Genomic DNA, 26642 nt, shown 5'->3' on the forward strand with positions numbered 1-26642 from the left:
GCATGACACTGATTCTTTGCGTCATATTGGTCGCGTTGATTTTCGAGTACATCAACGGCTTCCATGACACGGCCAACTCCATCGCCACGGTCGTTGCCACGAAAGTGCTGACGCCGAAGCAGGCGGTGGCCATGGCGGCGATCTGTAACTTGATCGGTGCGTTGATGGGCTCCGCAGTGGCCAGCACCATCGGCAAAGGCTTGGTGGATATCGATTACGTGACCTCTGCCACGATCTTGTGCGGATTACTCTCTGGCATCATCTGGAATTTGATCACGTGGTATTTCGGCATCCCGTCCAGTTCCAGCCATGCATTGATCGGCGGTCTGGTGGGTTCCACGCTGGCGGCGGCGCATGGGAATTGGGACGTGATCCATTTCACGGAGAAGGGCGGCATCCTGCAAAAGGTGATCATTCCGATGTTCGTATCCCCGATCTGCGGCATCGTGATGGGTTTCGTCATCATGGGTTTCTTGTATTACTTCCTGCGCAAGTGGCGGCCTAACACAGTTAAAAATGTGTTCGGCAATCTCCAAATCTTCAGTGCGGCGGGCATGGGCGTGGCGCATGGCTTGAACGATGCTCAAAAGACCATGGGTATCATCGCGCTGACATTGCTGGCGGGAACGAAAGCCGGCTCGCTCGATCAAATCCCTCACTTCATGGATTTCTTGAAGACGACAGAGCCAGTCCCGGGGCAAAAGCTGGAAGTGGCACTGTGGATCAAACTCATGTGCGCGGTCACGATGGCGGCGGGCACTTGGGCGGGTGGCTGGAAGATCATCAAGACATTGGGGCATAAGATGGTGCGTCTGCAACCCGTGCATGGCTTTGCTGCGGAAACGACAGCAGCGACGGTCATCAGTGTGGCGAGCTTCTTCGGTATCCCGCTTTCTACCACTCACGTTATCTCCTCCTCCATCATGGGCGTGGGCGCGGCGAAGCGCCTGAACGCAGTGAAGTGGACGGTGGTGGAGCGCATGGTGTGGGCGTGGGTGTTCACGCTGCCGGTGACGGGGATTTTGGGTTATCTCATGGTGCGGTTCGGGATTTTGGTGGGTTGGATGGATTGAGAGGGCAGTTGAGGGTGGATGGTTGAGAGTTGAGAGAAAGTTTGAGCCTCGTCACCTCGGCTGCTACGGTTGCAACCATGTTTGCTGAAGAAGATGCAGCGGTAAAAGTATTGGTGGTCATCGGCAGTCCGGCGCAGAAGTCGGTGACGGCCACGGTGATGATGCAGATTGCGGACCGCATTAAGAAACGCGGCGGCATTGTGGATGTGCTGGACCTGAGCCTCGAACCTCTGCCGCTCTTCAATCCCGAGACGGCTTTTAAGGCGGAGTATTATGCACCCGTTCGCGAACGTGTGTTAAAGGCGGATGTCATCGTGGTGGGCACGCCCGATTATCACGGGAGCATCAGCAGCACGCTCAAGAATTTTCTCGATCATTTCTGGAAGGAGTATGCGGGCAAGCTCATCGCGTCCGTGGTCGGCTCGTTCGAAAAAGGGCTGACGGTGACGGATCAGATCCGCACGGTGGCGCGGCAATCCTATGCGTGGTCCATGCCGTATGCCATGGCGTTTCAGGACAAGGAAGACGTCATTGACGGCAAGCTGCTCAGCGAGACGTTCACGAAGCGCGTGGATATGTTCGCACGGGATGTGGTGGTGTATGGCAAGGTGCTGGCAGAGCAACGTAAGTATGATCTGGAATCGGCAGAAGTGGGCTTCATGGTGCGGTATCGGAAATAATTCTCCCTATGCAAATGCCGGCGGATAATTCCGGGCAGCCGCCGAAATTGCCGCCGCCTTTATCCGATGCAAATGAGGCGCAGCGGCTGGGATTGACGCTGGAGGTGTATCAACGGCTCAAGCGGCAATCGAGGACGGGAGATGTGGCGGCGGACTTGCACGCGATGACGGAGGCAGCCTCTGCGCGCGGCGATGCCATGGGAGACGATATCGCACAGGATGACTCGGCATATCAGCGGATGCGCAATGAACAAGGCGTATTCAAAAAACGTGGAGAAGCACCGGGATTACTCAGGATGGCAAGTGAGGCACCCGGCGAGGTGGCGCGAACGATTCTGTTCTTTTTAGCGTTCTTGGTTCAATTGTGCCTTTTGAGCATCTGGCATCAGAATACGGGACGCAGAGAACTTGGCGCATTATGGCTGGTTATCTTTGTATTGCTTGGGATCACGTCGATGATCATCTCAGGTGTCATCTGGCGGGCTTTGGGTGAAAGGGCGAGGGATGTCATCCGGTTGCTGATACGGTTCTGGCCGATCACGCTGCCGCTGTTTATTTTCCTGCTGGGTCTGTTGAAGATGCTGTTCGGTCCACCGTGAAATTTAAAAGTTTGAGCAGTTAACCTGCTTTCAACTGATTTAACGATTTCGAAACGCGAGGACGAGGGCGACTACGACCTTTTAACCGCCCGTTGACGATGGGGCCGGTCAATCGTAGTGTCTGCCCATGATCGATTTGACGGAGATTACTCCAGCAGGGGTAGATCGTTTTGGCCTCCGGAAGCCCATGGCTCCGGCGCAGTATGATGCCCTATCGCGCAAGATCCTGGAGCTGAAGAAGAAGCTCAACGCCATCATCCTGGCGCATAACTACCAAGTGTCCGAGATTCAGGACGTGGCGGATTATGTGGGTGACTCGCTTGGCCTCGCACAACAAGCCGCCAAGACGAGTGCGGATGTGATCGTTTTCTGCGGGGTGCATTTCATGGCGGAGACGGCGAAGATTCTCAATCCGAACAAGGTCGTCATCTTGCCGGATAAGGACGCGGGTTGCTCACTGGAAGAGAGTTGCCCGGGTGAAAAACTGAAGGCGTTCCAGGCGACGAATCCGAATTTTTACACCATCGCGTATATCAATTGCAGCGCGGAGGTGAAGGCGCTGAGCGATGTGATCGTGACGAGCGGTAACGCGATGAAGATCGTGAACGCGGCACCGAAGGACAAGGACCTGCTCTTCGTGCCGGATGAGAATCTGGGCTCATGGGTGATGGAGAAGACGGGTCGCCCGATGACTTTGTGGAAGGGCAATTGCTACGTGCACGTGGAGTGGACGCACGCAGCGATTTCGAAGATCCGGCAGACGCATCCGCACGCGCCGCTGGTGGCGCATCCGGAATGCACGAAGGCCGTGCGCATGCTGGCGGATGAGGTGTGCTCCACGGAGAAGATGGTGACGTATTGCCAGAAATCTCCGGCGAAGGAGATCATCATCGCCACGGAAGCAGGCATGCTGCATCGCCTGCAGAAGGAGTGCCCGGGCAAGACATTCATCCCGGCGCCCACGGAGAATTGCCGGTGCAACGAGTGTCACTTCATGAAGATGAACACGCTCGAGAAGCTGTATGATTGCATGCTGAACCTGAATCCACAGGTGGAGTTGCCGAAGGAGATCATCGAGCGGGCGCGGTTGCCGATCGAGCGGATGTTGGAGATCTCGGCGCGGCCGGAGTGATGGCCACAAAAAGGCACAGAAGGCGCAAAAGGGGAGAACTTTGGAAGCGTTCTCTGAGGTCACGCGCTAGGCTTGCTCACTCCTCACCCCAGCCCTCTCCTCATTGAGAGGAGAGGGAGAACATCTGTCGCCGTTGAGGTTGTTTCACGACGCTGTATTTCGGCAGCGTCTTTCACTATCCACCATTGACCATCCACTACCTACTTTCCAGCTCCCCATGGGATCATCACGCCGTAGGGGGCTAGCTTATCCGTCTGCTCTTTGAAGGCGGGTGGAGGCATGCTGGCACTTTTTAGAACTTCGCCGTTCTTCAATTCCAGCACGAGGGCGTGACGGCCTTCTTTCCGTGACCAATCGACGGCACCGGTCCAGCGGTGGATCTCGGTTTCCGGGATGGCGACGGTGCGGTTCGGGTAGTGATAGGTGACTTCCCAAGTCACGTCCTTGCCTTTGGCTAAGCGACGGATCTCCACGAATTTGCTGCCGAGGGAGAAGTTATAGACCCAGGAGACGCAGATGAACCAGACGGCGAAGGTGATGATTGCGCCTTTGGATTTCTTCATCAGGGTCACGGGTTTGTTGAAGCCGGAGCGGATCTCCTTATGAAAGGCAGTTTCCACGCACATGAGGACGAACAGGCCGATGGCGAGGAGGGTGAAAAAGACGGCCATGGCGATGAAATAGGCAAACTGGGCCCGGGCATCGCCAAAGCTAAGGACAAAATCGGAAACTTCGGTCACGGGCATGAGATAGGGGTAACTCGCGGGGAGTTTCAAGTTTTCAGTGGAGGACAAAAGGTTTCTTGTTTCTGGTTTTGGGTTTCGGGTTGACGAGATTTTGGATGTTTAAGGGACGTAGAAAGCCGTGACTCGAAACTGGAAACGAGAAACACGAAACAGTTTCGAGGACGAGCACGATTGGAGCGGTGAATAGTCCGAATGGGGGATGGTGGGGGATAAGGGTTTTGAATAGAGTTTGGGTGTGGTTGGGAACTCCGTTGGGGTTCAGAATCATGGTTGCCCGGCCCTGTAGGCCGGTTTAACTGAACCGAGGTTTGTCAACGGATCGGCGGCTGGAGATTGTAGATCTCCAGCCGCCGTTTTTTAGGGGTAATAAAGGAGAAACTTTTGAGTGATTTCACCCGTCTTAGGTGATGGCTTCTATGTGCCTTGTGCTGGGGTTGCCTGGGGCGATGTGTTTTTCAGGCCAAGGAATTTGTGCTCGATCAGGCCGGCGAGAAAGTATCCTCCAAACGCAGCAAGCATAGAGATGAGGAATGGGTAAGGATATTCGTATTTTGCTGCGGCGAGGTAAACTAAAAGACCCGCTCCCAAAGACGTGAGTGCTGCGGCTGAACCGCCAAAGTTCGAAAAGAGAGCCATGACCATGATGACGAAAACACCGGTGCTGCCCATGGCGGAGGCTTCGTGGACAAGTTCGAAAACGGATTCCGCACCTAAGGCCAGCCACGCTGCGATCAGGCCGCTTACCACGACCATGATACGGGCGGAGAGAATCTTTCCGCGTTCTTCAATGCCTGGCACCAAGGGGACTATGAGATTGTGCGAGACAAGAGCAGAGGCAGAAAGCAGCGTGGAATCTACCGTGGACAGAATGGCGGAGACCAAGGCGCCGCTGAAGATGACATACATGAAAGTGTTCAGATGCTCCTTCGCCAAGGTGGGCAGGACGTGCTCCGGGTTTTCGATGCCAGGCATCATCTTGAACGCAAGCAGACCGAGGATGGCGGGGATCAATCCAACCAGGATGTAAATGCCACCGCCGATGAGAGCGGATTTGCGGGCGACTTCAGGGGAACGAGTCGCGATGACACGACCGATAAGTTCCTGGGCTACGACGGAGCCGCAGATGGGGACCATCCACTGCTCAAGCTGTTCCAAGAGACCTCCGTTACCGTGGAATGGATTAAGGCGCTCGGGTTCGATCTCGCGGATCGCGCCAGACAGGTCCGGGATCTGTGCGAGGACGATGATGAAGATGACGACAAGGCTGAAAATGATGATGATGCCCTGGACGAGATCAGTCATGACATCTGCCTTCAACCCGCCGGTGACGGTATAGACGATGGTGACACCAGTCGCGATGAGGATGGCGATATCCACACTGACGGATCCGTTGGAGATGTTGCTGATGACCTCACCGAAGGCGCGCACTTGTGCCGCGGCCCAGATGATGGAGGTGGGCGCGATGAGGAGGACGGAGGCGCGCTCCACGGTGACGGAATAGCGCTGGCGGAACAGGTCGATGAGCGTGGTAAGCTGGCGTTTCCACAGAGGGACGGCAAAAACGAATCCCAGAAAAAGAATGCAAAGGCCATAACCGAAGGGGTCTGCTGCGCCGCCTGAGAAGCCTTGTTCATAAAACATGCCGGCCGAGCTGATGCACGTTTCCGCGCCGAACCAGGTGGCAAAAATGCTGAACGTGGCGAGGCCCAAGCCAAGGCTACGACCGGCGAGGAGATAGTCTTCTTCGCTGTCGATATTGCGCGAGACCATGAGGCCGATCGCTAGTTGGATGAGGACGTAAACCAGCACCCCTGTGAGTATCCAGTTCATGGCGCGTGACATCACGGCAAGTGGCCGGAGATGTCAATGTGGAGTTTGGATACAGGGGAAAGAATTTTTGTAATCGGTGGGTTTCCCGTTCACGCTCACACGATGAAATCGCGAAACCAGTTTTCAGGTTCGGCGCGATAGATGCGTTCTTCACCCTGCCATTGGAAGCGCAATTCACCGGCATGCAAGGCCTGGCAATGGAGGATCAGCCGTTGGCGCTGTTCCTCTGTGAGGCGACTTTCTACAAGGGCTAGATAAAGCGTTTCATCACCGCCATAGATTTTATCACCCACGATCGGGTGCCCGATGTGGGAGAGGTGGATGCGGATCTGGTGCTTGCGACCGGTGAGCAGTTCCACTTCAAGCAACGAGAAATCTCCTTCTGTGCGCGTGAAACGTTTCAGCACTTTGTAAACCGTCTGGGAATTGGCACCGTCTGGTCGTACACAGTCTTTGATCGCCACGATGCTCTTCTCGTCTTTACCCAAAGGCGCATCGATCAACCCGCCATCTGTGGCCACATGTCCATGGACGATGGTCTGATAAATCTTTCGCACCTCGCGACTCTCCCATTTTTTGCGAAGTTGCTTGGCGGCTTCATCCGTCTTGGCCACGAGGACCAGGCCGCTCGTCTCACGGTCCAGCCGGTTGATGAGGTGTGGGTTGATGCTTTCGCCCAAATGGATGCGCACCCGGCTGATGAGGCTGGAGTAGATATCGCCCTTGGTCGGATGACAGACGAGGTCTGCGGGCTTGTTGATGACGAGGAATTCGTCATCCTCATGGATGACTTCAAAAAGGCGGGATGGAAGCGTGGTGTTCAATTAGCCTCCCTTCGCGCTGCAAAGGCTTGCGATTGAGCAGCATGGCGCAGGCACTCTGCTGAAAAATCATTCAGAGTTCTCAAAGGACGAAAGCTTTTGCTTCTGCGGCTTGTCACAAGGGCGGATGTGCGTATCATCCGCGCGAGTGAAAGAAAAGTGGAATGTCGTGTTGCCGGTCCTGTTGCTGATCGCGTTTGCGGTTACGCGCTGGCCCGACTTCATGCCGGCGAACTTCAGCGCGGCCTATGCGCTGGCGTTCTGTGCAGGGGCTTACTTCCCCACGCGTTATGTCTTGTGGGTGCCTTTTGCGCTGATGCTGGGCAGCGATATGATCATCAACATCTTCTACTATAAGGTCGCTCCGATCGGTGGTTACATGGCGGTGAGTTATTCGCTTTATGCGTTGCTCATCGTGTTGGGGCGTCAGTTTGGTCCGAAGGCGAGTTTCTTGAAACTCTTAAGTGGTGGTATCCTGGGTGCGTTTCTGTTTTACCTCGTCTCCAACACGTTCGCGTGGATCAGCAACCCGGCTTATCTGAAGACGTTGGATGGCTGGATCAAGGCGTTGACCGTGGGTGTGGACGGGTTTCCGCCTACCTTGATGTTCTTGAAGAATACTCTGATGAGTGGCGGACTTTTCACAGGCCTCTTCGTCGGTGCGATGAAGCTGGCGGAGAAGGAAGCCGAGGCGACAGAGCCGGAGCCGAAAGAACAGGAAGAGCCGGAAGAATCGGAAGGCGCGGAAAAGCCTGAGGGTGAAGAAGCGAAGGCGTGAGGGTAGCCGCCGAAATGATGAGGCGGAACTTGCTTGATCAAGAATAGTTAGTTCTGCCTCCTCACGTCGCCAGCTACGAATAAACTAATGAAAATCGGCCTTATCTCAGACACGCATGGGTACCTGGACCCGCGAGTGCCGGAGATTTTTGAAGGGGTTGAGCATATCTTGCACGCGGGGGATATCGGTTATGCCTCCATCATTTTAGAGCTTGAACGCATCGCTCCGGTCACGGCGGTCTTGGGGAATAATGATTTCGGGATGGAGTATCGGGAGACGGAGGTGGTCGAGCTTGGCGGGTGCAAGTTTCTGATTCACCACATCGTTGAGCCGCGCCGCCTGACAGACTCGTTGAAAAGCCGGATCAAGCATGCGGCTCCTCAAGTCGTCATGTTTGGTCACACGCATAAAATGTTTAATGATGTGATCGATGGTGTTCACTTCCTCAATCCCGGCTACTCGGGCAAGCAGCGGTTCAAGCTGGAGCGGTCGGTGGCGATTTTGCATCTGGAGGAGGGAGAGCGGCGGGTGGAGTTTGTGGTGCTTTGAGGGGTGGTATTCCAAGGCTTGGGATTTTGTGTAATTGCCGGCCAAGCTCAATGATGGAAACCTGATGGTCATCAACCATGTGGTTCATCTTGGAAATCATTTTAGCAGTTGGCTACTGGGTGTGGGAAATCGGCTTTTTCCCCCGCTTCTACGCGGTGTTGTTCACGGTTTTGTCAGCTGCGGTCACCGGAGATACGCTCTTGCGGGACGATAGCGGGTGGCGGGCGTTGGGTGCGCCCATGGTAGTCGCTGGTGTCATTGCCGGGGTGATATGGGAGTGGCGATATCGGCGGGAAAGAGATTACAACCCGCCGATAAAGACATTGAACGGAAAAGTGAACTGATCTAAGCCGCTTAGGTTCGGCGTGGAAGCCATCCTTACTTAGATTTCAGGCAAGGCGTTACGTTGGATTACATTTTTTCAGCAGCAGAAATCTCCGCCGAGGATGTAAAGTAGGAGCAGCAAACCGGGGCCTTTGAAAAGGAATACTAACAGCCCGATGGCCATGAACGGGATGGCGAGGTAGGCGGCGGTTTTGAAGATGGGAAATGACTCTTCTGCTTCGTGTTCGTTTGCTTCGTTGTGTGTTGGATTGTCCATGGCGCAACAACTTATCTGCTGTTCTCACCATGCGTTAATTGATAAAACTTCTGCAGCCATCGGTTTAATCAATCATGAACATCCATCATCTTGAGCTGTTTTATTATGTGGCGAAGCATGGCGGCATCATGAACGCGGTGCGGCACATCCCGTATGGCATCCAGCAACCGGCGGTGAGCAGCCAGATACTTCAATTGGAGGCGGATCTGGGACAGTCACTTTTTCAACGCCGACCATTCCAGCTCACTTCGGCAGGGGAGGAGCTTTACGGATTCATTAAACCTTTCTTTGAGAACATCGGGCCGGTGACGGAGAAGTTGCGGGGTGGGGCGACACAGTTGGTGCGCATCGCGGCATCATCCATGGTCTTGCGCGATCATTTGCCAGCGGTGTTGGCGCGAGTGAGGAAACAGTTCCCGCGTTTACGGTTCACGCTGGTGGAGGCGACCTTGGTGCAGGTGGAGCAGGGTTTTGCGAAACAGGACTTTGATCTGGCGGTGACGGTCACTACGGGGAAGCTGCCATCAGGTTTGCACGCGATGGAGTTGATCGAATTGCCGCTGGTGTTGCTGGTGCCGGATGATTGGAAGCTGAAGTCCGCAGAGGATTTGTGGAAGCAGGGTTACATCAGCGAGACGCTGATCTGTCCGCCAGCTTCGGAGCCGTTGACCATCGCATTGCGGCAGGGATTGGCGAAACGGAAGGTGGATTGGCCGACGGGCATCGAAGTGACCTCGCTCGAACTGCTGCATACTTACGTGGCACATGGATTTGGTCTGGGCGTGTCGTTGAGGGTGCCGAAGGGCCAGCTTCCCAAGAGTGTGCGGATGCTGCCGATGGAAGGATTTCCGGTCATCAATATCTCAACGGTTTGGCAGGGGACGGCGGGGCCAGTGACGCGGATCATGCTGGAGGAGATCAAGAAACAGGCGGCGAGTTTAGTCGGGAAGTGAAACGGCAGACGTGGTTGGAAGGTGATTACAAAATTATTCGGACAATGACTGGTTGATTTTTTGAGGGGTGTGTTAGGTTGTTTCTATAGCGAGGAGCAAATGAGCAGGGTTCGACACTTATCTGCAGTTTCCAGATCATGCTGGGTCTTCATGGCGATCCTGATTGCTACACTTCGAGCAGGTGCCTGTGTGTGGGATTCGGATTCTTTGACATGGGAGAAATGGATGAATCCAAAACTGGCCGATGTCATCCTGAACCCGCGGCAGCCAAAGATGGACAGGAAGGCGTTGGAGTCAAGGGTGGCAAAGTTGCTAGCACATCGTGAAGAATCAAAGGAGGCGTGGTGGAATGAACTGGCCGGTGCGTATATTAGGTTGGGGCAATCTGAGAAGGCTATCACGCTTCTGGAACCGGTGGTCGACCGTTTTGAGAATGACTACGCGATCCACGCCAATCTGGGTACGGCGTATCATATGGCGGGGCGATATGTTGAGGCGGAGAAACACATCGCGCGCGATCTGGAACTGAATCCTGAGGGGCATTTCGGATTGGAGAAGTATCATCTGGCGTTGTTGCAGTATCTGACGCAGTCGAAGGAATACCAGAGCCGGCATCTGTTTGTGGATGAGCTGTCTTTAAAATTTTTACGCCCTTCCATTTTATTTGGGACTGGATGGAATGAAAAAATGAGCAGGGAGGAAATAGAGAAAGAAATCGAGGCAATCTCCGCTTCCAAAGGCGATCTTAAAGGGAGATGGATATTTGACTTGGCGTCACTTAAAAACCGGCTGGATTTGCCTCCTAACTATAGAAAACAATGGAACTTGGAGATGCATGAAAAGCTGGAAGATGGGGTGATCTACATGGCCACATTGAATCCGCAAGAGCCTGCCTGCTGGACGATGCTGGGCGTGGTAGCGCTCAAGAAACGTGATCTGAATCTGTCAGCAGCAGCTTTTGAGAAAGCGGTGGCTTTGGATTCACCGATGAAAGAACTGTTACAGGTGAAGATATCTGCCATCAGAGAACACATTAAAGAGGCCAGACAGCATCAGTGGCCGTTGCAATTGATCGGGCTGTTATTGATCGGATTGCTATGTGTGCTGGTGTTCAAGGTGATACAGAATCTGCGGACATACATGGCCAGACGGAAAACAGCATCTGCATAAGGTCAATGGTTCCTGCCAAATACATGGAGTATTTATGCGATTGAAGCATTTGCCGCGAAATGTGTGGTTACCGTTTCTTCTGTTGCTTGTAGCAGTATGCTTTGTTGTCACGGCTCATGCCTGCATCTGGGATGGGGATACGCTGGCGGATGATATCAAAAAGAGTCCCAAGCTGGCCGATGCCATCTTGAATCCAAGACCACCGCAGGTGGATCGAGCGAAGCTGACGGCGCGGTTGAATGAGCTGTTGGGTGATCGGAAGGAGAATGATCCGGAGTGGTGGAATAATGTGGCGGGGACGTATCTGCGACTGGGGCAGGAGGAGGAGGCAGTTAAATTGTTGGAGCCGGTGGTGAGCCGGTTTGAGAACAATTACGGCATCCATGCAAACTTAGGCACGGCGTATCACCTTCTTGGCCGGTATGCGGAGGCGGAGAAGCATATCGCGCGTGATCTGGAGCTGAACCCTGACGCGCATTTTGGGTTGGAGAAGTATCATCTGGCGTTGTTGCAATATCTGACGAAGTCGAAGGATTATCAGGCGAGGCATGTGTATGTAGATGAATTCACTGCTCCACTTTTCGACATACCCGACATCAACCAACCACAGCCCTATGCGCTCAGCTACGTCAGGGACACCAATCAATCGCCTGTGCAATTAACGGCAGCCTTGCAGGTGATCAAAGGGAACAGCAGGGCCGATCAAGAAGCCAAGGCACGCCTGCTTTTGAAGCTGGCCGCGTGGGATGATCCACCGGCATACGCACCAGAGCCAAAACCGCGCTATGTAAGCCCGGCTCCTTACGATGTCTCTAAGCACTCTGCTGCGGAAGCGGCTCGCGGTAAATTCGAACTGGCCGAAGATGAGAAATTTCAGGAAGGAGTCATCTATATGGCGATGCTCAATCCGGATGAGCCGGCATGTATGACGATGCTGGGAATGGCGGCCTTAAAATCAGGCGATCTCAATCTTGCCCAGAAAGCTTTTGAGAAAGCGATCACCATGGGCAGCCCCATGAAGGATGTATTGGAATTGAAGATTCTCAAGATCCAAACGCACATCCAAGAATCGAAAGCAGTTTCAACCAAGATAAAATGGTTCATTCTGACGGTGATCGGTGTGCTATGTATAGGTCTTTGGATTTTGGTGGTGATAGTAAAGAAGCTGAAACGAAAGGTGAACCTAAAGCAGACTGCCAGTGCGATGATGCTGGTCCTCTTTTGGCAATGCGCATCCCCAGTTCACGCGTGCATCTGGGATGGGGATACGCTGGAGGATGATGTCAGGAAGAACCCCACATTGGCCGATGCCATCTTGAATCCAAAGCCACCACAGGTGGATCGAACTAAGCTGATGGCGCGGTTGAGTGAGCTGTCGGGTGATCGGAAAGAGAATGATCCGGAGTGGTGGAATAATGTGGCGGGAACGTATCTGCGGCTAGGACAGGCGGCGGAGGCGGTGAAGTTGTTGGAACCAGTGGTGAGTCGGTTTGAAAATAACTACGGCATCCACGCTAACTTGGGCACGGCGTATCATCTGCTGGGCCGATATGCGGAGGCGGAGAAGCACATTGCGCGTGATTTGGAGCTGAACCCGGACGCGCATTTTGGGTTGGAGAAGTTTCATCTGGCGCTCCTGCAATATCTGGCGAAACCGAAGGAGTATCAGTCGCGGCATTTATATGTGGATGAGTTTACGGAAGTAGTTTTTGACAAGTATGGGGTGGTGCGGATCAGGCCTATGCCATTGGAGCGTTCGGGTATGTCCGGTGCATCTGCTCCCATAGCCGAACTGGAAGCGGAGTTGCAGGCTATGATCAAGAAAGGGGAGTCGGGGGAGAAGCTAGTCGCATTGCTTCAACAGTTGGCAATGACCGATGAACTCCCAGCATACGCTGCCAAATATGATTTGGCAAAAGACCCGAAGTTTCAGGAAGGAGTCATTTATATGGCCACCTTAAACCCTAAGGAACCCGCCTGCATGGCTATGCTAGGAATGGCTGCTTTATACAATCAGGATTTAAATCTGGCTAAGAAGGCTTTTGAGCGTGCTATTGCCATGGGCAGCCCGATGGAGCCGGTGTTGAAATTCAAGATTGAGCAAATTGTGGAGCATCTCAAAGAAGCAGATGGTCGTTCAAGTCCGCCAGACGCGATATCCGTGCTCCTTGCAATTGGGGTCATGGGGCTCGCTGGAATTATCTTTTTGATAGCAGCGATAATGTTGGGCCGGAAACTTTGGAGGAAAGCCCAGCTGGCCGGGCAGTGAGTTTATTTTGTTGTTCCAGAGGTTGTTTTGAACAGGAAGGTAGTGAATGTAATTTGGGAGCCGGTTTTATTGTGAGTGCGGCGGTGAAGGCCGAGGTTAGGGCAAAGCGGCAGCTTTGCCTCACCCTGAGCAGGGAACTGGCGTTGACGCCAACGCTAAGGTTCAGTAGCTCATGACAGGTGCCGGAAGAGGCGGCTAGTTGAACACGCTATGGCTTATTAGCCGCCACAGGCACTGGCCACAGGTCTGAATCTGTGTGCGCTTGGGCCATCAGCTCGGAAATCTTTTTCACTTCCTCGGGATGTTGGGCGGCGATGTCCTTCTTCTCCTGAGGGTCTTGCTTGAGATTGTAGAGTTCCATGGGCTTGCCGTGCGGGCGGATGGCTTTCCAATCGCCCGTGCGCAAAGCTTGTGCGAAGCCGTTATTGTGCAGTTCCCAGTAGAGATACTCCGCAGGCTCCATGGCTTTGCCTTTCAAGGCGGGAACCAATGAACGGCCATCGACGCTTCCGCTGGTTGCGCCGGTCAGATCAGCCACGGTGGGGAGGATGTCCCACATGGCGCAGGGGGTATCTACGACATTGCTGGCGGCGATTTTGCCGGGTGCCCAGACGATGAGGGGCACGCGCAAACCGCCTTCATAGAGGTCACCTCGTTGGCCGCGCAGGCCACCGGTGGCGTTGAAGAAGGCGGGATCGGAGCCGCCTGCGCGCCACGGGCCGTTGTCACTGGTGAAGATGAGGACGGTGTTGGTATCGACTTTGGATTTGACCAATTGATCCATCAGACGGCCCACGTGGGTGTCGAGACGCGTGATCATGGCAGCGCGGTTTTTTTCTGTCTGCGGCCAGCGTTCATCGGTGTAAGGCTCGTCACTGGGGATTTCCATGCCGTTACCGGTGGCTCGACCGAGATCGGCATTTGCGCGGGGCAGTTGTGAAGCGAAGTAGAGGAAAAAACGGCGGTCCGGAAGTTGCGGCGTGCGGCTGTTCAAATGGATGAGCCGGTTGGCGTTGGTCGTCAGCATGTCGGGAGCGTAAAGGCCTTTTGCGCCGTTTTTGTTTTCATCGATCACCACAACGGAACCGTTTTTGAAAACCACGGGGGGGTAATACATTTGAGCGAGGCTGCCGGTGAGGAAGCCCACCCAGTTTTGAAATCCCTGATTGTTGGGTGTGCCGGAGGTGCCGAGATCGCCCATATCCCACTTGCCTGCTGCAGCGGTGTTATAACCGTTTTTTTGAAGCACTTCGGCGATGGTGACATCGCTGTTCAAAAGTGAGTTCGCGATGGGGGAGATGCCCCGGATGCTGGTGTGACCGGTGTGGCGACCGGTCATCAAGGCGGCGCGGGAGGAGCTGCCCAGTGGGCTGCCGGCGTAGAATTGGGTGAAGCGGGTGCCTTCTTTGGCAAGGCGGTCCAGATTCGGGGTCTTGACCTTGGTTTGTCCGTAGCAGCCCAGGTCGCCATAGCCGAGATCGTCCGCCACGATGAGGAGCACATTGGGGCGATCTGGCTGCGCAGGAGCGGGGGCCAGAGGTTGAGCAATAGAAATACCGGCACTGCCCAGCATGAGTGCGAGCAGAAGCAGGCGTACGGTCTGAGGGAACAACAGCATGGGCGTAATCTCACGCAACAGGCGTGATTCGTCCAGTCCGTCTTGCGAAGAGAACTTGCCTTGTGAACTGGTCCGAGTGATGCAAGTATTGGGCGGTTGTGAATGTGACAATATTGGCGGATTACCTGAACCGGGTGCCGAAACGGTTCCGGGTGGTCTTGCAGACATGTATTTACGGACTGGTTGCCGGATTGGCCGCGGTAGCGTTTCACCTAGGTATCCATTGGTTCTATAAACTTACTTTTGTGGAGCTGGCCCAACGTTCCAAGGGCGAGTTTCTCGTCGGCAGCCTGATAGTGATCTTATCCACCTCTTTGCTGGCGGGCTGGCTGTTGACCTACTTTTGTCGGCAAGCAGCGGGCAGCGGCATTCCCCAGGTGAAACTTTCTTTCTGGAAGGAATTTGGCCATATCCCGTGGCGGGTGGTGTGGGTGAAGTTTGTGGCTGGCATCTTGAGTATCGGTGGCGGGTCCAGCTTGGGGCGTGAAGGTCCTAGTGTGCAGATCGCGGGTGGACTGGCCTCAAACGTGGCCGGGCTGCTGGGCGAGGCCAAGCAAAAGCGGCGCCTCGCGTGTGTGGCCGGTGCCGCCGCCGGTCTGGCGGCGGCGTTCAATACGCCTTTGGCCGCGATCACCTTCGTGCTGGAAGAGATCATCGCGGACCTGAACAGCCGGTATCTTGGTTCTGTGTTGCTGGCTTCGGTGATCGGGGCCTTGGTGGCACATGGTTTGATCGGCAAACAACCGGCCTTTGAACTCGGTGATGTGGCCGCACCGAATTGGGTGGTGTATCTGATGATCCCGCTCGTATCCGCTGCGGCGGCTATCATCGGCGTCATTTTTCAACGGTCCTCGCTGGGCTTGCGCGCCCGCGCGCGGAGTTGGACGGGCATTCCCGCCTGGCTCCTGCCTGCTTTCGGAGCGGTCATCACGTGGGCGATCGGCTGTGCCATCTGGTGGCATACCGGGCGACTGGGGGTGTTCAGCGTGGGATATGACGATCTATCCGCCGCGCTCAATCATCAATTAGGCTGGAAGATCGCGGCGGTTCTGCTGGTGGGGAAATTGATCGCCACCATCTGTTGCTACGGCATGGGTGGTTGCGGTGGGATATTTTCTCCCACTTTGTTTCTGGGCGGCATGACCGGTGTGTTGCTCGCGGGACTATTCGGCATGGCCACACCTTTGGCCCCCACGGATGTTGTGGTGCTGGCGGTGGTGGGCATGAGCGCCACCTTGGGCGGAGTCGTGCGTGCGCCGGTCACGGGCATTCTCATCGCATTTGAGATGACGCATGAGTTCGCCTTGGTGCCCGCCCTGATGCTCGGCGCACTGATCAGTGGGGCGATCAGCCGCCGGATGACGCACCATAATTTCTATGATGAACTGCTCAAGCAAGACGGGCATAATATCGAGCATGTGGTGCCTCCCCGTGACTTGAACACCTGGCAGCAATTGCCCATATCCTCCATCGCAAACTTTCAACCTGTGGTGATCAAAGGTGAATCGCGCGAAGCCATCAGCGGGGCTTTGGCGAATTATCCCTACAATTATTTTCCCGTCGTCGAGGACAAAAGATTGAAAGGCATCCTGAGCCGCCAGAAAGGGGAGATGGCGCTGAAGACGGGTGAGACCCCGATCCTGCAAACCGCCGTCACGTGTTTGCCCACGCAGAGCATCCGGGAGCTGCAACATCTGCTGATCCAATCGCCCACGGGGGTGGCTGTGCTGCTGGACCGGCCGGAGGGGAAGGTCATCGGCCTTATCACGCTGCACGATCTTTTACGTGCAGAGATGGCGACGGCGGAAGCGGGCAAAGATTAAGCGAGATATGGAATGGTAAGCGGCCCTTGGGGCAAAACCGCTATCCGTGCATTTGGGCCGAGTTTGGTGAGTCTCTCACGCACTGCCGCGCCGATGTCCCGACAGGGCGTCAGATGGCATGCACGCACCGTTTTTTCCGGTAATGCACTATAAACCTGCACCTCGGCGCGGCGTTGGATGAGGGCTTGGATCTGGGCCTGCCATTGTTCGGGTCGGATGAAGCCGGGGGTGGCCAGCATGGTTAGGATTTCCTCGGGGCTTTGCGCGCTGGTGAGGAGTTGATTGAAAGGGCTGTTCGTGGGCACGCCTTCGCTGCATTCGGCGGCGAGGATGAGGAGACCACCTTCCGCGAGGATGCGGGCTCCGGCGCTCATGCCTTTCACGCCTTGATAGAGATTCATATCCAGCGGGTAACCGCTGTTCGTGGTGACGACGATCTCGAAGGGAGACTTCACCTTTTGCATGGCGGACTGGCGGACGAATTCAGTGCCGGCCTTGTGCGCTTGAATGAGGTCGCCGGCGAAGACGTTGGTGATTTGGCGTTGCTCGTTCAGGGTTACGTTCAGGAGGAAGCTCGGTCCGGCGCGCAAGGCGATGTCCCGCAGTTCTTCCCAGAGCGGGTTGCCCTCATTCACGCCGAAGGTCGCCTTGGAACTACTAATATTACGCACGCCGTGATTGCTCATTACAGTGCGTAACCCGGCGACACCAGGCATCAACCCCTTTGGTCCACCACTGAAACCGGCGAAGAAGTGTGGCTCGATGAAGCCGGTGACGATGCGCAGATCGGCCTCGATTGCATGGCGATTGAGCAGGGCGGGTGTGCCATCGCGAGTGGTGCCGACTTGCACGAGTTCCGCTTCGTTCTCGGGTTCATGATTCAGCACGTTCCAGTTTGTCACCACTTCCGGTGTGAGCATTTTTTCCAACTCAGCTTTGGTGTTAGGGCGATGGGTGCCGAGTTGGTTGAGGAGCGTGATGTTCTTACGTGGATGATCTTTTAGGAAATCAAGCAGCCACGGAATGATGCGATCATTAGGCGTGGCGCGGGTGATGTCGGTGAAGAGGATACAAATCTTGTCGCTGGGCTTGATGCGCTGGAGCAGGGGAGCTGAGGCGATTGGATTCTGCAATGCAGCCAAGATGGCGGCGCGTTCATCCGCCAAGCCGGGGATGTGAGCTGGCTCGATGATGGTGGTGCGGTCATCGGGGAGGTCGATCTCCAGATGGCTTTGGCCGTAGGCGAGCGGGATTTTCATGCTGTAGTTCCAGTGTGTCATGACTTGGGGCAAAATTCAGCAGCAAAGTAGGGAGTTGACCGGCTTGCTCTTGCGGCGGGGTTATGTTTTGATTTCCGTTATGAAACGTCGCTTGCTCCGCATCTCGCTTTCGTTCGCGCTCACCGCAGTTTTGGGTTTTGCCTTCATCGGTTGCACTACGGTGCCGGAAACTGGACGGCGCCAGTTCAACTTCATGAACTCGCAAGAGGAGATGAAGCTGGGCTTCACGGAGTTTGAGAAGATGAAGACGGAGACGCCAATCAGCAAAGATCCTAAGATCAACGAGATGGTCACGCGCGTGGGCAAACGCATCGCAGCGGTCGCGAATCTGCCAGACGCGCAATGGGAGTTCGTGGTGTTCGACAGCCCGGAGGCCAACGCCTTCTGTCTACCGGGCGGCAAGGTGGGGGTTTACACGGGCATTTTGCCGATCACGAAAGATGAGGGCGGTCTGGCCACAGTGATCGGTCATGAGGTGGCGCACGCGGTGGCGCGTCACGGTGGGGAACGCATCAGCCGGGCGATGGCCACGCAGATGGTTGGTCAGGCAGTCGGCACGGCGACAGCGGAGAGCAAGTATTCTCAGGCCATCCAGGTGGCTTATGGACTTGGTTCGCAGGTGGCGGTGGAGTTGCCGCACAGCCGTTCGCAGGAGTCGGAGGCGGATCGCATCGGGCTGATCTACATGGCGCGCGCGGGTTATGATCCGGAAGCGGCGGTGGCTTTCTGGCAGCGCTTTGGCGAATACAATGCCAAGGCAGGTTCTTCCACGCCGAAGTTCCTCCGCACTCATCCTACCGATGAGACGCGCGTGAAGCAGCTCAAGGAATGGATGCCTGAAGCGAAGGCGCAGTACAAGAAGCAGTAAGCCGATTCATCGCATGGACCGCCAAGCCGCGACTGAGCAGATCCGTTCGGTGTGCAATACGATTGCGCGCGAACTGATGAAGGTGCATCCCGCCGTGCCTGCCTTGAAGGATGAGGAGACGCAGAAGGTTCTCTACGAGACACTCTACGAACTGACGAAGAACGTGGAGACGATCAAGAAGAAGCTGAACAAGTTGCAGGCGTCAGACGATACCAAGGTTCTCTGATCGCATAGCTTCCATTCTCATTGTGTGAAAGCGGATGGAGTTCTAATCTGCCCGCATCGCATGAAAACTTCCTTCCTTCTACTCTTGCTGGCCGTGTCTCTTTGCGGTGGTTTCAATGGCAAGGCGGCAGAGGGTGATAAAGCCGTCGCCATGCTCACCGAGGCTGAGAAGAAGATCCGGGCCGGTGATGTGAAAGGCGGAATGGAACTGGCAGATCAGGCGGTAAAGCTGGATCCTAAAAATCTTGATTCGTTATATGTGCGAGGGCGTTTGGCAGAGTGGACTAAGCAGTATGATAGGGCGCTGACCGACTATTCTGAGCTTATCAAACAGGGTAAACGGACAACTGAACTTTATCAAAAACGTGGGGAGATCAATTTGCGTCTCGGCAATTTCAAGGAATCGGTGGCGGACTTTGACGAGTATCTCAAACGTGTTCCGTCGCAAGTTCCACAGCATTGGCAGCGTGGCATCTCGCATTATTACGCAGGCATGTATGCGGAGGGGGCGAAGCAGTTTGAGGATCATCGCACGGTGAATCCGAACGACGTTGAGAACTCGGTGTTCCACTACATCTGTCTGGTGAAGGCGAAAGACAAGGCGACGGCGTTGAAGGAGTTCATTCCCACAGCAGGGGATGGTCGCGTGCCCATGATGCAGATCCATGCGCTGTATTCAGGAAAGGGCACGGTGGAAGAGGTTTTGAAGTCTTGTCAGGTGGGGAATCCCGGGCCGATAGAGTTAAAAGGACGGTTTTTCTACGCTCATTTGTATATCGGTCTCTGGTATGAGTCGGAGGGCAAGGCGAAGGAAGCGCGTGAGCATATCTTCAAAGCCGCTGGCGAATATGGTGTGGAGGGTTACATGGGGGACGTGGCAAGGGCGCATGCGGCGGTGTTCAAGAAACAGGACGGCCTTAAAAAGCCGTAAGCTCCAAATCCCAAGTTTAAAGCTCAAAAGAAGCTCCAAAGCTCAAGTTTCAATGCGGTGATGAGAAGCGGCTTCTGGTTTGATTTAAGTTTCTCCGCTGTTTGCCCCTCATTTTGAGCTTTGAGCTTTGAACTTTGAGCTTCATCCCCCTAACTTCCCCTTCGTCACATGAAGACCTCAGACATCCGCTGCACCAGTGCCACGCTGTACTATCTCCCGGTTTACACCCGTGTACCTTTGAAGTTCGGCACCGAAACGGTCACATACGTTACCTGTGCCCGCGTCAAAGCGACCGTGCAAGATCGCTCAGGCAAAACAGCGGAAGGCTGGGGCGAGACGCCGTTGAGCGTGACGTGGGTGTGGCCTAGTACGCTGCCATATGAGACGCGGCATGTGGCGTTGAAGAAGTTCACGGAATTGCTTGGCAAAGAATTGGTGAAGTATGCGGAGCCGGGACATCCCATTGAACTGAGCAATGATTTTCAGGAACATGTGCTGCCGCGCTTGTTGCAGGAGTTCAATGCCACGCGGGCGAGTGAAGAACCGATGCCTTGGCTGGCGGCGCTCGTGTGCTTCTCGCTGTATGATATCGCGCTGCACGATGCTTATGGCAATCTGCTCGGCCTGCCGGTGTATGAGACGTATGGCCCCGCGCACATGAACCGCACGCTGGAGCAATTGCTCACGCCAGCGGTGGATACGAAGGTTTCATTCAAGGGATTGTATCCCCAAGATTTCTTCGCGAAGCAGCGTCCGGATAAATTGCCAGCGTGGCATCTGGTGGGTGGATTGGATCTGCTCACGGATGCGGATCGCAAAGGCACGGAGCCGAACGATGGTTATCCGGTCGTCTTGACGGAATGGATCAAGCGTGATGGCCTGAAATGCCTGAAGATCAAGCTCAAGGGCAATGATGCCGCGTGGGATTACGCGCGCACGGTGGCCATCGGCAAGATCGCGGTGGAACTGGGCGTGGACTGGCTCACGGCCGACTTCAACTGCACCGTCCTCGATCCCAAGTACGTGAACGACATCCTCGACCGTCTGCGCGATGAGCACCCGCGTTATTACGGCATGATCCTTTATGTGGAGCAGCCGTTCCCGTATGAGCTGGAGAAAGATCGTATCGACACGCACAGCCTTTCCGCCCGCAAGCCGCTCTTCCTCGATGAGAGCGCACATGACTGGAAGCATGTGAAACTCGGTCGTGAACTCGGCTGGACGGGTGTCGCGCTCAAGACGTGCAAGACGCAGAGCGGAGCCATCCTCAGTGCGTGTTGGGCCAAGGCGCATGGCATGACATTGATGGTGCAGGACTTGACGAATCCCATGCTTGCGCAAATCCCCCATGTGCAACTCGCGGCCTTCGTGGGCACCATCATGGGCGTGGAGACGAATGCGATGCAGTTTTATCCGGAGGCGTCCTCTATCGAAGCGAAGGTGCATCCGGGCATCTATCAGCGGCGCAATGGTGGAGTGGATCTGTCCACGATCAAGGGGAGTGGGTTTGGGTATCGGTTGAGTGAGATTCAGCGGGAGTTGCCTGCGCCTGCGGTGACGTTTTGATTTAGCTGCCGAGGTGAGGAGGCAGAGCTAACCAAATCAATCAGCTTTCTTGTGCGCAAACGGGGCGAGGCGTCAAGCCGCCTCGGGCGGAAAGCGGAGTCAAGCCTCCGCACTCCAAATGAGTCAGAGGCTCCTCATCCCGCGTGCGGGACTGCTACGCTTGAGGAATTTTCTTCAGCGTCCCCGCCTTCACCAGCCAGCGCTGGATATCCCGCCCCAGTTCCTGCGGCCAGTTCTCTTCGGTGCAGGTCATGAAGACCTGGCCGCGGGCGTGATTGGTGCGTTCCAGCAAGGGCAGGAACCCGCTGCGGCGGGTGATGTCGAGTTCGCCCATCACATCATCGATGAGCAGGATTGGGGGCGTGCCGTGGATGCCGGTGAGGTATTCGGCTTGCGCCATTTTCAGCGCGATGGAGAGGGAGCGCTTCTGGCCTTCACTGCCGAATTGCGCGGCGGATTTGTCGTTCAACGTGAGATTCAGTTCATCGCGGTGCGGGCCGATCATGGTGGTGCGATAAGTCTTTTCGCGGCCGCGTGATTGCGCGAGTTCGATGGCGAAATCTTTTTTCACGCTCGGTTGATATTCGAGCTTCAGATCTTCCGCATCGTTCGAGATGCGACGATAGGCCAACCGTGCGAGAGCCGAGAGACGCGGGGCCAGTTCTTTGCGCTGGGCGATGAGGCGATTGCCCAGTGCGATGAGTTCCGTGGAGAAGCTTTCCAGCGCCGCTTCGTCTTGCTTGTGCGATTTCAACAGGGCGTTACGCGAGCGCAACGCTTTCGTGTAACGCTGGAGCATGGTGAGGTAGCCGCTCTGGGTCTGCGCGAGGAGGAGATCGAGGAAGCGGCGGCGGATGCGGGCGGTGCCTTTCACGAGTTGCAGATCCTCGGTGCAGAACACCACGGTGCTCACGGTGCCGTAATAATCCGCGAGCTTCTTCACGGCCTGGCCATCGAGGCTGAGTTTCTTTTCTTTCAGCGACCAATACATCTTCAACTCATGCTCGGCTTGACTGACCACTTTCCCGCCGACGAACCAGCCGGTCTGACCGTGCCGAACCATTTGCGCACCACCGACTCCGCGAAAGGAACGTAACGTGGAGAGGAGGTAAATAGCCTCGAGAATACTGGTCTTTCCCTGCGCATTGCCGCCTAAAAGCAGATGGAAGCCCGGGCCGAAATCAACGTCCAGCCGGGCGTAGTTGCGAAAATCGCGCAATCTCAAATGAGCCAGTTGCACAGTATCCAAATAATCTAAGGCCTCCTAACGAGGAAGCGAATGGCGGGGAGTATTGCGTCGGGAGGGCCGGGCAGCAAATGGATTGTCTCAGACCGGGTGGCGACGATTTTCAAGTTGATTGCGAAGGAGTCTTTTCTAGACTGTTAGAGCAGCAGCACCCACAAACTCAGGAGCATCACTCATGCGCATCTCTCTCTATCTGGCACTTATCATGGCGGTTTGCAGCGGCCTGTTGGCGGCCCCGGTGGAGCTCACGATGGCGGATGGCACGACGATCCAGGCGGAGGCCGTGATGAACCAAGGCGGAGCGGTGACGTTCCGGACGGGGAACCGTACCTTTCGGGTGCCGGGCGGAGACAAAGGTTTCACACCGGAAAGTATTGTCTGGCTGAAAAAGCATCCGACGACGGCAAGCATTCCTTTCCTTGGGTCCACAACAGTGCAGCCGAAAGGTTATCAACCGAACACTTACATGGACCTGAAGGCGGCTCATGAGCATGGACTTATAGAGCTTGGGCTGTTGAGCAATGGGACGAATGTGAGCCTGACGGTGGCACGGACGGGATTGATGCCGGAGATGAAACTGGCTTTGAGCCTTTCGCGTGCGTGGCTGGTGCGGCCAAAGAACGGCGCGGATGCGGTGTATCTACTGCGGAGGGAGGGACAGCGGATCTCGGCGGCTGACGGACTCAAACCGGGTTCCGCGCCTGTGAACGTGGCGTATCTGGTGGCGTTGGAGCGGGACAAGCCGGTGCCGAAGACGGGCGACCCTTTTGGGCTGGAAGAGCCGGAGCCGTTGGTCAGCTACCTGACGGCGATCAGCTCTCTGACGGGGCCGGTGGGAAGTCTGGCGCTGATCATGCATTTCAATCCGGGGAAGACATGGGAAGAGTGGTCCAAGACCGGACCGGCAGGCTACAAACCGGAGAACTGGTACAGTGCGTCCAACCTGCTGCTGTATGCCCAGACGCGGGTGGCGGCGTACAAGAGCACGATCGGTGAGGGGGCGGCGGCTTTTGAAGGCAAGTGGGTGCCGGCAACGGCAGAGGAGATCGAGGCAGCGGTGGAGGATGTGATGGCGGAAAGGAGGGCGTTGCGGGCGATCGTGAACAATCAAGGAACACCGGCAGAGATCGAGGCGGCGAAGGCGGTGCAGGAATCCGACATGAAGAGGGAGTTGATGGGCAAGTTCAAACCGGCGGAGGATCCGCTCTACTTTTATCATGACCGGCACTGGTGCAATCTGGTCCCGGGATTACAGCCGCCCGTCGGTATTGAGGGCGATCCGATGGGGCTGACCCGGGTGGTGACGCAAGGCCGCTGGTCATGGGACGGCTTTCAGTTGCGACAGGAAAGAAACCAGCGGGGATCCGGCTCCTTGGGAGGGATTGATATAGGCTGCGTGGCGGCGAACGGAGTCGCCTTGCTGCAATCCGGTGACTACAGCAATTTCCGAGGAGGCTTCAAGCGCAGCGGGGCGGCAGCAACGGTCACCACCGCGATGACGAAGCTGGTGGCACCAGCAGCTCCCGTTGCAGCACCATCCGCACCGGTCAAACCCGCTGTCACTACGCCAGCGACAGCGGCTGTACCGGTGGCTCCTGCCGTGCGGCGTGAGATGTCCTTGCTGGAGGCTTTCCAGAACGGTTTGCTGACGGTGCGGGTCAACGGTTCCGAGGCGGAGTTGCAGCGGACGCCGAAGGCGGGTTTCGCGCCCTTGAATGTAGTGTGCTACCGGGCGGTGGCGGTGACGCTGGAGGGGGGCACTGGGGCCGAGGTTTTCCTGCCGCCGGGCCGGAAAGTTGCCGTGCCGCCCTCCGATCCGAGGCGTTTCTCCACCGTCATCAATCTGGGTGCCGGTGCCCAGACGGCGAAGCTGGCGAGCAAGTTGGAGGAGGCGGATGCGCTGACGCAATTCATCCTGGCCTCCGGGCATTTGCAAAGCCAGCATCGTGACCTGCTCTTGCAGGTGAAGAATAAAGAAGACTCGGCCGTGCTAAAGCGGTTGCGGGCGGCGTCGGAGAACTTGCAGCAGATCACGGGGGGAAATCCAGAAGCATGGCTGGCCGGGAACTGGGTGGCCGCTACGACGACTGAAGCGGAAAAATCCTTTTATGAGCTGAAGGATCGCGAGATCGAGGAGAAGATGCTGGCCAACGCATCTCAATTCACGCCGGAGAGATACGATCAGCAGTTGACCATGAGCAAGGAATTCGTGCGGCAACAGTGGACGCTGGGCGTGCGCGGGATACAACGGAGCACCTCCGCCGTGTTCACGCCTGAGGGCGGCTTCGCCAACCTGCCTAACATAGGGCAGGCGAAAGGAGTTTGGTGGTGGTGGGATGGCCGTTACGTCCGGTTTGACCGCAAAACGGAAAAGCAGGAGGCGGTGGAAATTTCATCTTCAGGCATACTTTGCAATGACTACCTGCGACCGGTGATTTTCCTGAAAAAGGCAGGCACTCCCTGAGCGGGGCTGTTATCTGATGGGGCTGGTATCCGGGCTTGCCGGGGGGCTTCGCGACCGGGCATCTTACGGGTGGATTTTGATGCCATGTTGATTTTAGCGATAGAGACTTCCTGTGATGAGACGAGTGCGGCGGTGGTGGGGGATGATGTCATCCTGGCCACGGTGGTGTCATCGCAGATCAAGTTGCATGAGGAGTATGGTGGGGTGGTGCCGGAACTGGCGACGCGGGAGCATCTGCGGAATCTGACGCCAGTGGTGAATGAGGCGTTGGCGAAGGCGGGGGTTAAGGCGGAAGAGTTGACGGCGATCGGGGCGACGCAGGGGCCGGGGTTGCCGAATGCGTTGATGATCGGGTTTCGGGCAGCGGAGGCGATGGCGTGGTCGTTAGGGTTGCCGTTGATCGGGGTGAATCATCATGAGGCGCATCTGTATTCGCCGTGGATTGCGGCCGAAGGTCGGCCTCCCAATGGGGGGGGAATCGAGGACGATCACGATGGGAAGGGGGGGCACCCCTCACCCCGGCCCTCTCCTCTCCGAGGGGCGAGGGAGATGGATGCTTTAGTGGATGGTGGCGCCTTAGGACTATCGAGGGCTCGTTTTGATCTGTTTCAGCCTAATGTGTCTTTGATCGTCAGTGGGGGGCATACGATGTTGGTGGATGTGCGGGGGGAGCTGGATCATCGGGTCTTGGGCGGGACGGTGGATGATGCGGCGGGGGAGTGTTTCGACAAGGTGGCGAAGTTGATCGGGTTGCCGTATCCGGGCGGGCCGCAGTTGGACCGGCTGGCGGCGAAGGGGAATCCGCTGGCATTCGTTTTTCCGCGTCCGATGATCCATGAGACGCATGATGATTTCAGTTTCAGTGGTTTGAAGACTTCGGTCCGGTATTTCTTGCGGGATAATCCGAGTGTCATCGCTTCGGAGGCTGGTATCGCGGATATTTGTGCGAGTGTGCAGGCGGCGATCGTGGAGGTGCTGGTGGCCAAGACCATCCGGGCGACGAAGCGGTTGAAATATCGTTGTGTGACGGCTTCTGGCGGGGTGACTTGCAACAGCGGATTGCGGGTGAAGCTGACGGAGGAGTGTGCGAAGCGGGGGTTCACACTCAGGCTGGCGGAAAGGCAGTTGTGCACGGATAACGCAGGGATGGTGGGTGTTTTGGCGGCGCGGAAGCTGGCTAAAGGGCAGGGATTTACGGAGTATGATGCGGATATTTTGCCGGCGGATGCGTTGGGGTGATGGCTTGATTTGGTTTCGTCAGCAAATCCTGTCACCCCTCACCCCGGCCCTCTCCCCTCCGAGGGGAGAGGGTGGAGAATGTCTTGGTCCCTTCTAGGGCTTCTGGCACGCGGTAGTTTGTCTTGAGCTGGGTAACTTTTAGGCTTCGTTTTTCGTCTGATATTACGTGGGCTTACGGAAT

24 protein-coding genes are annotated in these 26642 nt (G+C 56.0%); 17 read left to right on the forward strand and 7 right to left on the reverse strand.

Going from position 1 to position 26642, the window contains the following annotated elements; genetic code table 11:
* Positions 1 to 2 precede the first annotated feature (2 nt).
* The 4 genes from VGH19_17995 (at position 3) to nadA (ending at position 3484) form a co-directional block, all read left to right on the forward strand.
* Positions 3 to 1073 carry an inorganic phosphate transporter gene (locus VGH19_17995; GenBank protein HEY1173266.1) on the forward strand — a complete coding sequence of 357 codons (1071 nt, stop codon included), beginning with the start codon at positions 3 to 5 and terminating at the stop codon, positions 1071 to 1073.
* Between the two features lie 77 nt (positions 1074 to 1150).
* Entirely contained in the window at positions 1151 to 1753 is a 603-nt protein-coding gene (locus tag VGH19_18000) for an NAD(P)H-dependent oxidoreductase (GenBank protein ID HEY1173267.1), read from the forward strand.
* A gap of 8 nt (positions 1754 to 1761) precedes the next feature.
* On the forward strand, positions 1762 to 2352 hold the full coding sequence (locus VGH19_18005) for a hypothetical protein (GenBank protein HEY1173268.1): 591 nt from the start codon (positions 1762 to 1764) through the stop codon (positions 2350 to 2352).
* A 187-nt stretch (positions 2353 to 2539) separates the two neighbouring features.
* A complete protein-coding gene (gene nadA / locus VGH19_18010) occupies positions 2540 to 3484 on the forward strand; it encodes a quinolinate synthase NadA (GenBank protein HEY1173269.1) in 945 nt (314 codons plus the stop codon).
* Positions 3485 to 3684: 200 nt separating this feature from the next.
* On the opposite strand, the gene VGH19_18015 is transcribed toward nadA, so the two are convergent.
* From VGH19_18015 to VGH19_18025, 3 genes are all read right to left on the reverse strand, one after another.
* Positions 3685 to 4230, reverse strand: a complete 546-nt coding sequence (locus VGH19_18015) for a hypothetical protein (protein ID HEY1173270.1) — start codon at positions 4228 to 4230, stop codon at positions 3685 to 3687.
* A gap of 414 nt (positions 4231 to 4644) precedes the next feature.
* Complete coding sequence (locus VGH19_18020; protein HEY1173271.1) at positions 4645 to 6060, reverse strand: sodium:solute symporter family protein; 1416 nt, start codon at positions 6058 to 6060, stop codon at positions 4645 to 4647.
* 95 nt (positions 6061 to 6155) lie between these two features.
* Positions 6156 to 6884, reverse strand: a complete 729-nt coding sequence (locus VGH19_18025) for an RluA family pseudouridine synthase (protein HEY1173272.1) — start codon at positions 6882 to 6884, stop codon at positions 6156 to 6158.
* 145 nt (positions 6885 to 7029) lie between these two features.
* Between VGH19_18025 and VGH19_18030 the strand changes: the two genes are divergently transcribed.
* The 3 genes from VGH19_18030 to VGH19_18040 all read left to right on the forward strand — a co-directional run bounded on the left by VGH19_18030 (position 7030) and on the right by VGH19_18040 (position 8552).
* Positions 7030 to 7659 carry a DUF6580 family putative transport protein gene (locus VGH19_18030; GenBank protein ID HEY1173273.1) on the forward strand — a complete coding sequence of 210 codons (630 nt, stop codon included), beginning with the start codon at positions 7030 to 7032 and terminating at the stop codon, positions 7657 to 7659.
* A gap of 87 nt (positions 7660 to 7746) precedes the next feature.
* Positions 7747 to 8208 carry a metallophosphoesterase family protein gene (locus VGH19_18035; GenBank protein HEY1173274.1) on the forward strand — a complete coding sequence of 154 codons (462 nt, stop codon included), beginning with the start codon at positions 7747 to 7749 and terminating at the stop codon, positions 8206 to 8208.
* A 77-nt stretch (positions 8209 to 8285) separates the two neighbouring features.
* The gene (locus tag VGH19_18040; protein ID HEY1173275.1) at positions 8286 to 8552 is read left to right on the forward strand and encodes a hypothetical protein; all 267 of its coding nucleotides are present in this window, start codon (positions 8286 to 8288) and stop codon (positions 8550 to 8552) included.
* A gap of 77 nt (positions 8553 to 8629) precedes the next feature.
* On the opposite strand, the gene VGH19_18045 is transcribed toward VGH19_18040, so the two are convergent.
* The gene (locus tag VGH19_18045; GenBank protein ID HEY1173276.1) at positions 8630 to 8809 is read right to left on the reverse strand and encodes a hypothetical protein; all 180 of its coding nucleotides are present in this window, start codon (positions 8807 to 8809) and stop codon (positions 8630 to 8632) included.
* A 74-nt stretch (positions 8810 to 8883) separates the two neighbouring features.
* Here VGH19_18045 and VGH19_18050 point away from each other — a divergent pair, with 74 nt between their 5' ends.
* The 3 genes from VGH19_18050 (at position 8884) to VGH19_18060 (ending at position 13201) form a co-directional block, all read left to right on the forward strand.
* The gene (locus VGH19_18050; protein HEY1173277.1) at positions 8884 to 9762 is read left to right on the forward strand and encodes a LysR family transcriptional regulator; all 879 of its coding nucleotides are present in this window, start codon (positions 8884 to 8886) and stop codon (positions 9760 to 9762) included.
* Between the two features lie 225 nt (positions 9763 to 9987).
* Positions 9988 to 10932 (forward strand): tetratricopeptide repeat protein, encoded by a 945-nt coding sequence (locus tag VGH19_18055; protein ID HEY1173278.1) that lies wholly within the window; start codon positions 9988 to 9990, stop codon positions 10930 to 10932.
* A 34-nt stretch (positions 10933 to 10966) separates the two neighbouring features.
* Positions 10967 to 13201, forward strand: a complete 2235-nt coding sequence (locus VGH19_18060) for a tetratricopeptide repeat protein (GenBank protein ID HEY1173279.1) — start codon at positions 10967 to 10969, stop codon at positions 13199 to 13201.
* Between the two features lie 208 nt (positions 13202 to 13409).
* Here the strand turns inward: VGH19_18060 and VGH19_18065 are convergent, their stop codons facing one another.
* Entirely contained in the window at positions 13410 to 14819 is a 1410-nt protein-coding gene (locus VGH19_18065; protein ID HEY1173280.1) for an arylsulfatase, read from the reverse strand.
* A gap of 98 nt (positions 14820 to 14917) precedes the next feature.
* On the opposite strand from VGH19_18065, the gene VGH19_18070 reads away from it, so the two are divergent.
* Entirely contained in the window at positions 14918 to 16642 is a 1725-nt protein-coding gene (locus VGH19_18070; GenBank protein ID HEY1173281.1) for a chloride channel protein, read from the forward strand.
* Here VGH19_18070 and larA read toward each other — a convergent pair.
* Positions 16639 to 17922, reverse strand: coding sequence for a nickel-dependent lactate racemase (gene larA / locus VGH19_18075; protein HEY1173282.1), 1284 nt, complete (start codon positions 17920 to 17922; stop codon positions 16639 to 16641). The two genes, VGH19_18070 and larA, sit on opposite strands and share 4 nt — an antisense overlap.
* 79 nt (positions 17923 to 18001) lie before the next feature.
* On the opposite strand from larA, the gene VGH19_18080 reads away from it, so the two are divergent.
* The 4 genes from VGH19_18080 (at position 18002) to VGH19_18095 (ending at position 21512) form a co-directional block, all read left to right on the forward strand.
* Positions 18002 to 18790, forward strand: a complete 789-nt coding sequence (locus VGH19_18080) for a M48 family metallopeptidase (GenBank protein HEY1173283.1) — start codon at positions 18002 to 18004, stop codon at positions 18788 to 18790.
* Between the two features lie 13 nt (positions 18791 to 18803).
* Entirely contained in the window at positions 18804 to 19016 is a 213-nt protein-coding gene (locus VGH19_18085; protein HEY1173284.1) for a hypothetical protein, read from the forward strand.
* Between the two features lie 60 nt (positions 19017 to 19076).
* Positions 19077 to 19946 (forward strand): tetratricopeptide repeat protein, encoded by an 870-nt coding sequence (locus tag VGH19_18090; protein ID HEY1173285.1) that lies wholly within the window; start codon positions 19077 to 19079, stop codon positions 19944 to 19946.
* A gap of 168 nt (positions 19947 to 20114) precedes the next feature.
* Positions 20115 to 21512 (forward strand): mandelate racemase/muconate lactonizing enzyme family protein, encoded by a 1398-nt coding sequence (locus tag VGH19_18095; protein HEY1173286.1) that lies wholly within the window; start codon positions 20115 to 20117, stop codon positions 21510 to 21512.
* A 154-nt stretch (positions 21513 to 21666) separates the two neighbouring features.
* Here VGH19_18095 and recF read toward each other — a convergent pair whose 3' ends face one another.
* On the reverse strand, positions 21667 to 22752 hold the full coding sequence (recF, locus tag VGH19_18100) for a DNA replication/repair protein RecF (protein ID HEY1173287.1): 1086 nt from the start codon (positions 22750 to 22752) through the stop codon (positions 21667 to 21669).
* A 181-nt stretch (positions 22753 to 22933) separates the two neighbouring features.
* Between recF and VGH19_18105 the strand changes: the two genes are divergently transcribed.
* Positions 22934 to 25222 (forward strand): hypothetical protein, encoded by a 2289-nt coding sequence (locus tag VGH19_18105; protein ID HEY1173288.1) that lies wholly within the window; start codon positions 22934 to 22936, stop codon positions 25220 to 25222.
* Positions 25223 to 25306: 84 nt separating this feature from the next.
* Positions 25307 to 26461 carry a tRNA (adenosine(37)-N6)-threonylcarbamoyltransferase complex transferase subunit TsaD gene (tsaD, locus tag VGH19_18110; GenBank protein ID HEY1173289.1) on the forward strand — a complete coding sequence of 385 codons (1155 nt, stop codon included), beginning with the start codon at positions 25307 to 25309 and terminating at the stop codon, positions 26459 to 26461.
* Positions 26462 to 26642: the final 181 nt, after the last annotated feature.

This window comes from Verrucomicrobiia bacterium (assembly GCA_036405135.1).
Taxonomy (GTDB): domain Bacteria; phylum Verrucomicrobiota; class Verrucomicrobiia; order Limisphaerales; family JAEYXS01; genus JAEYXS01.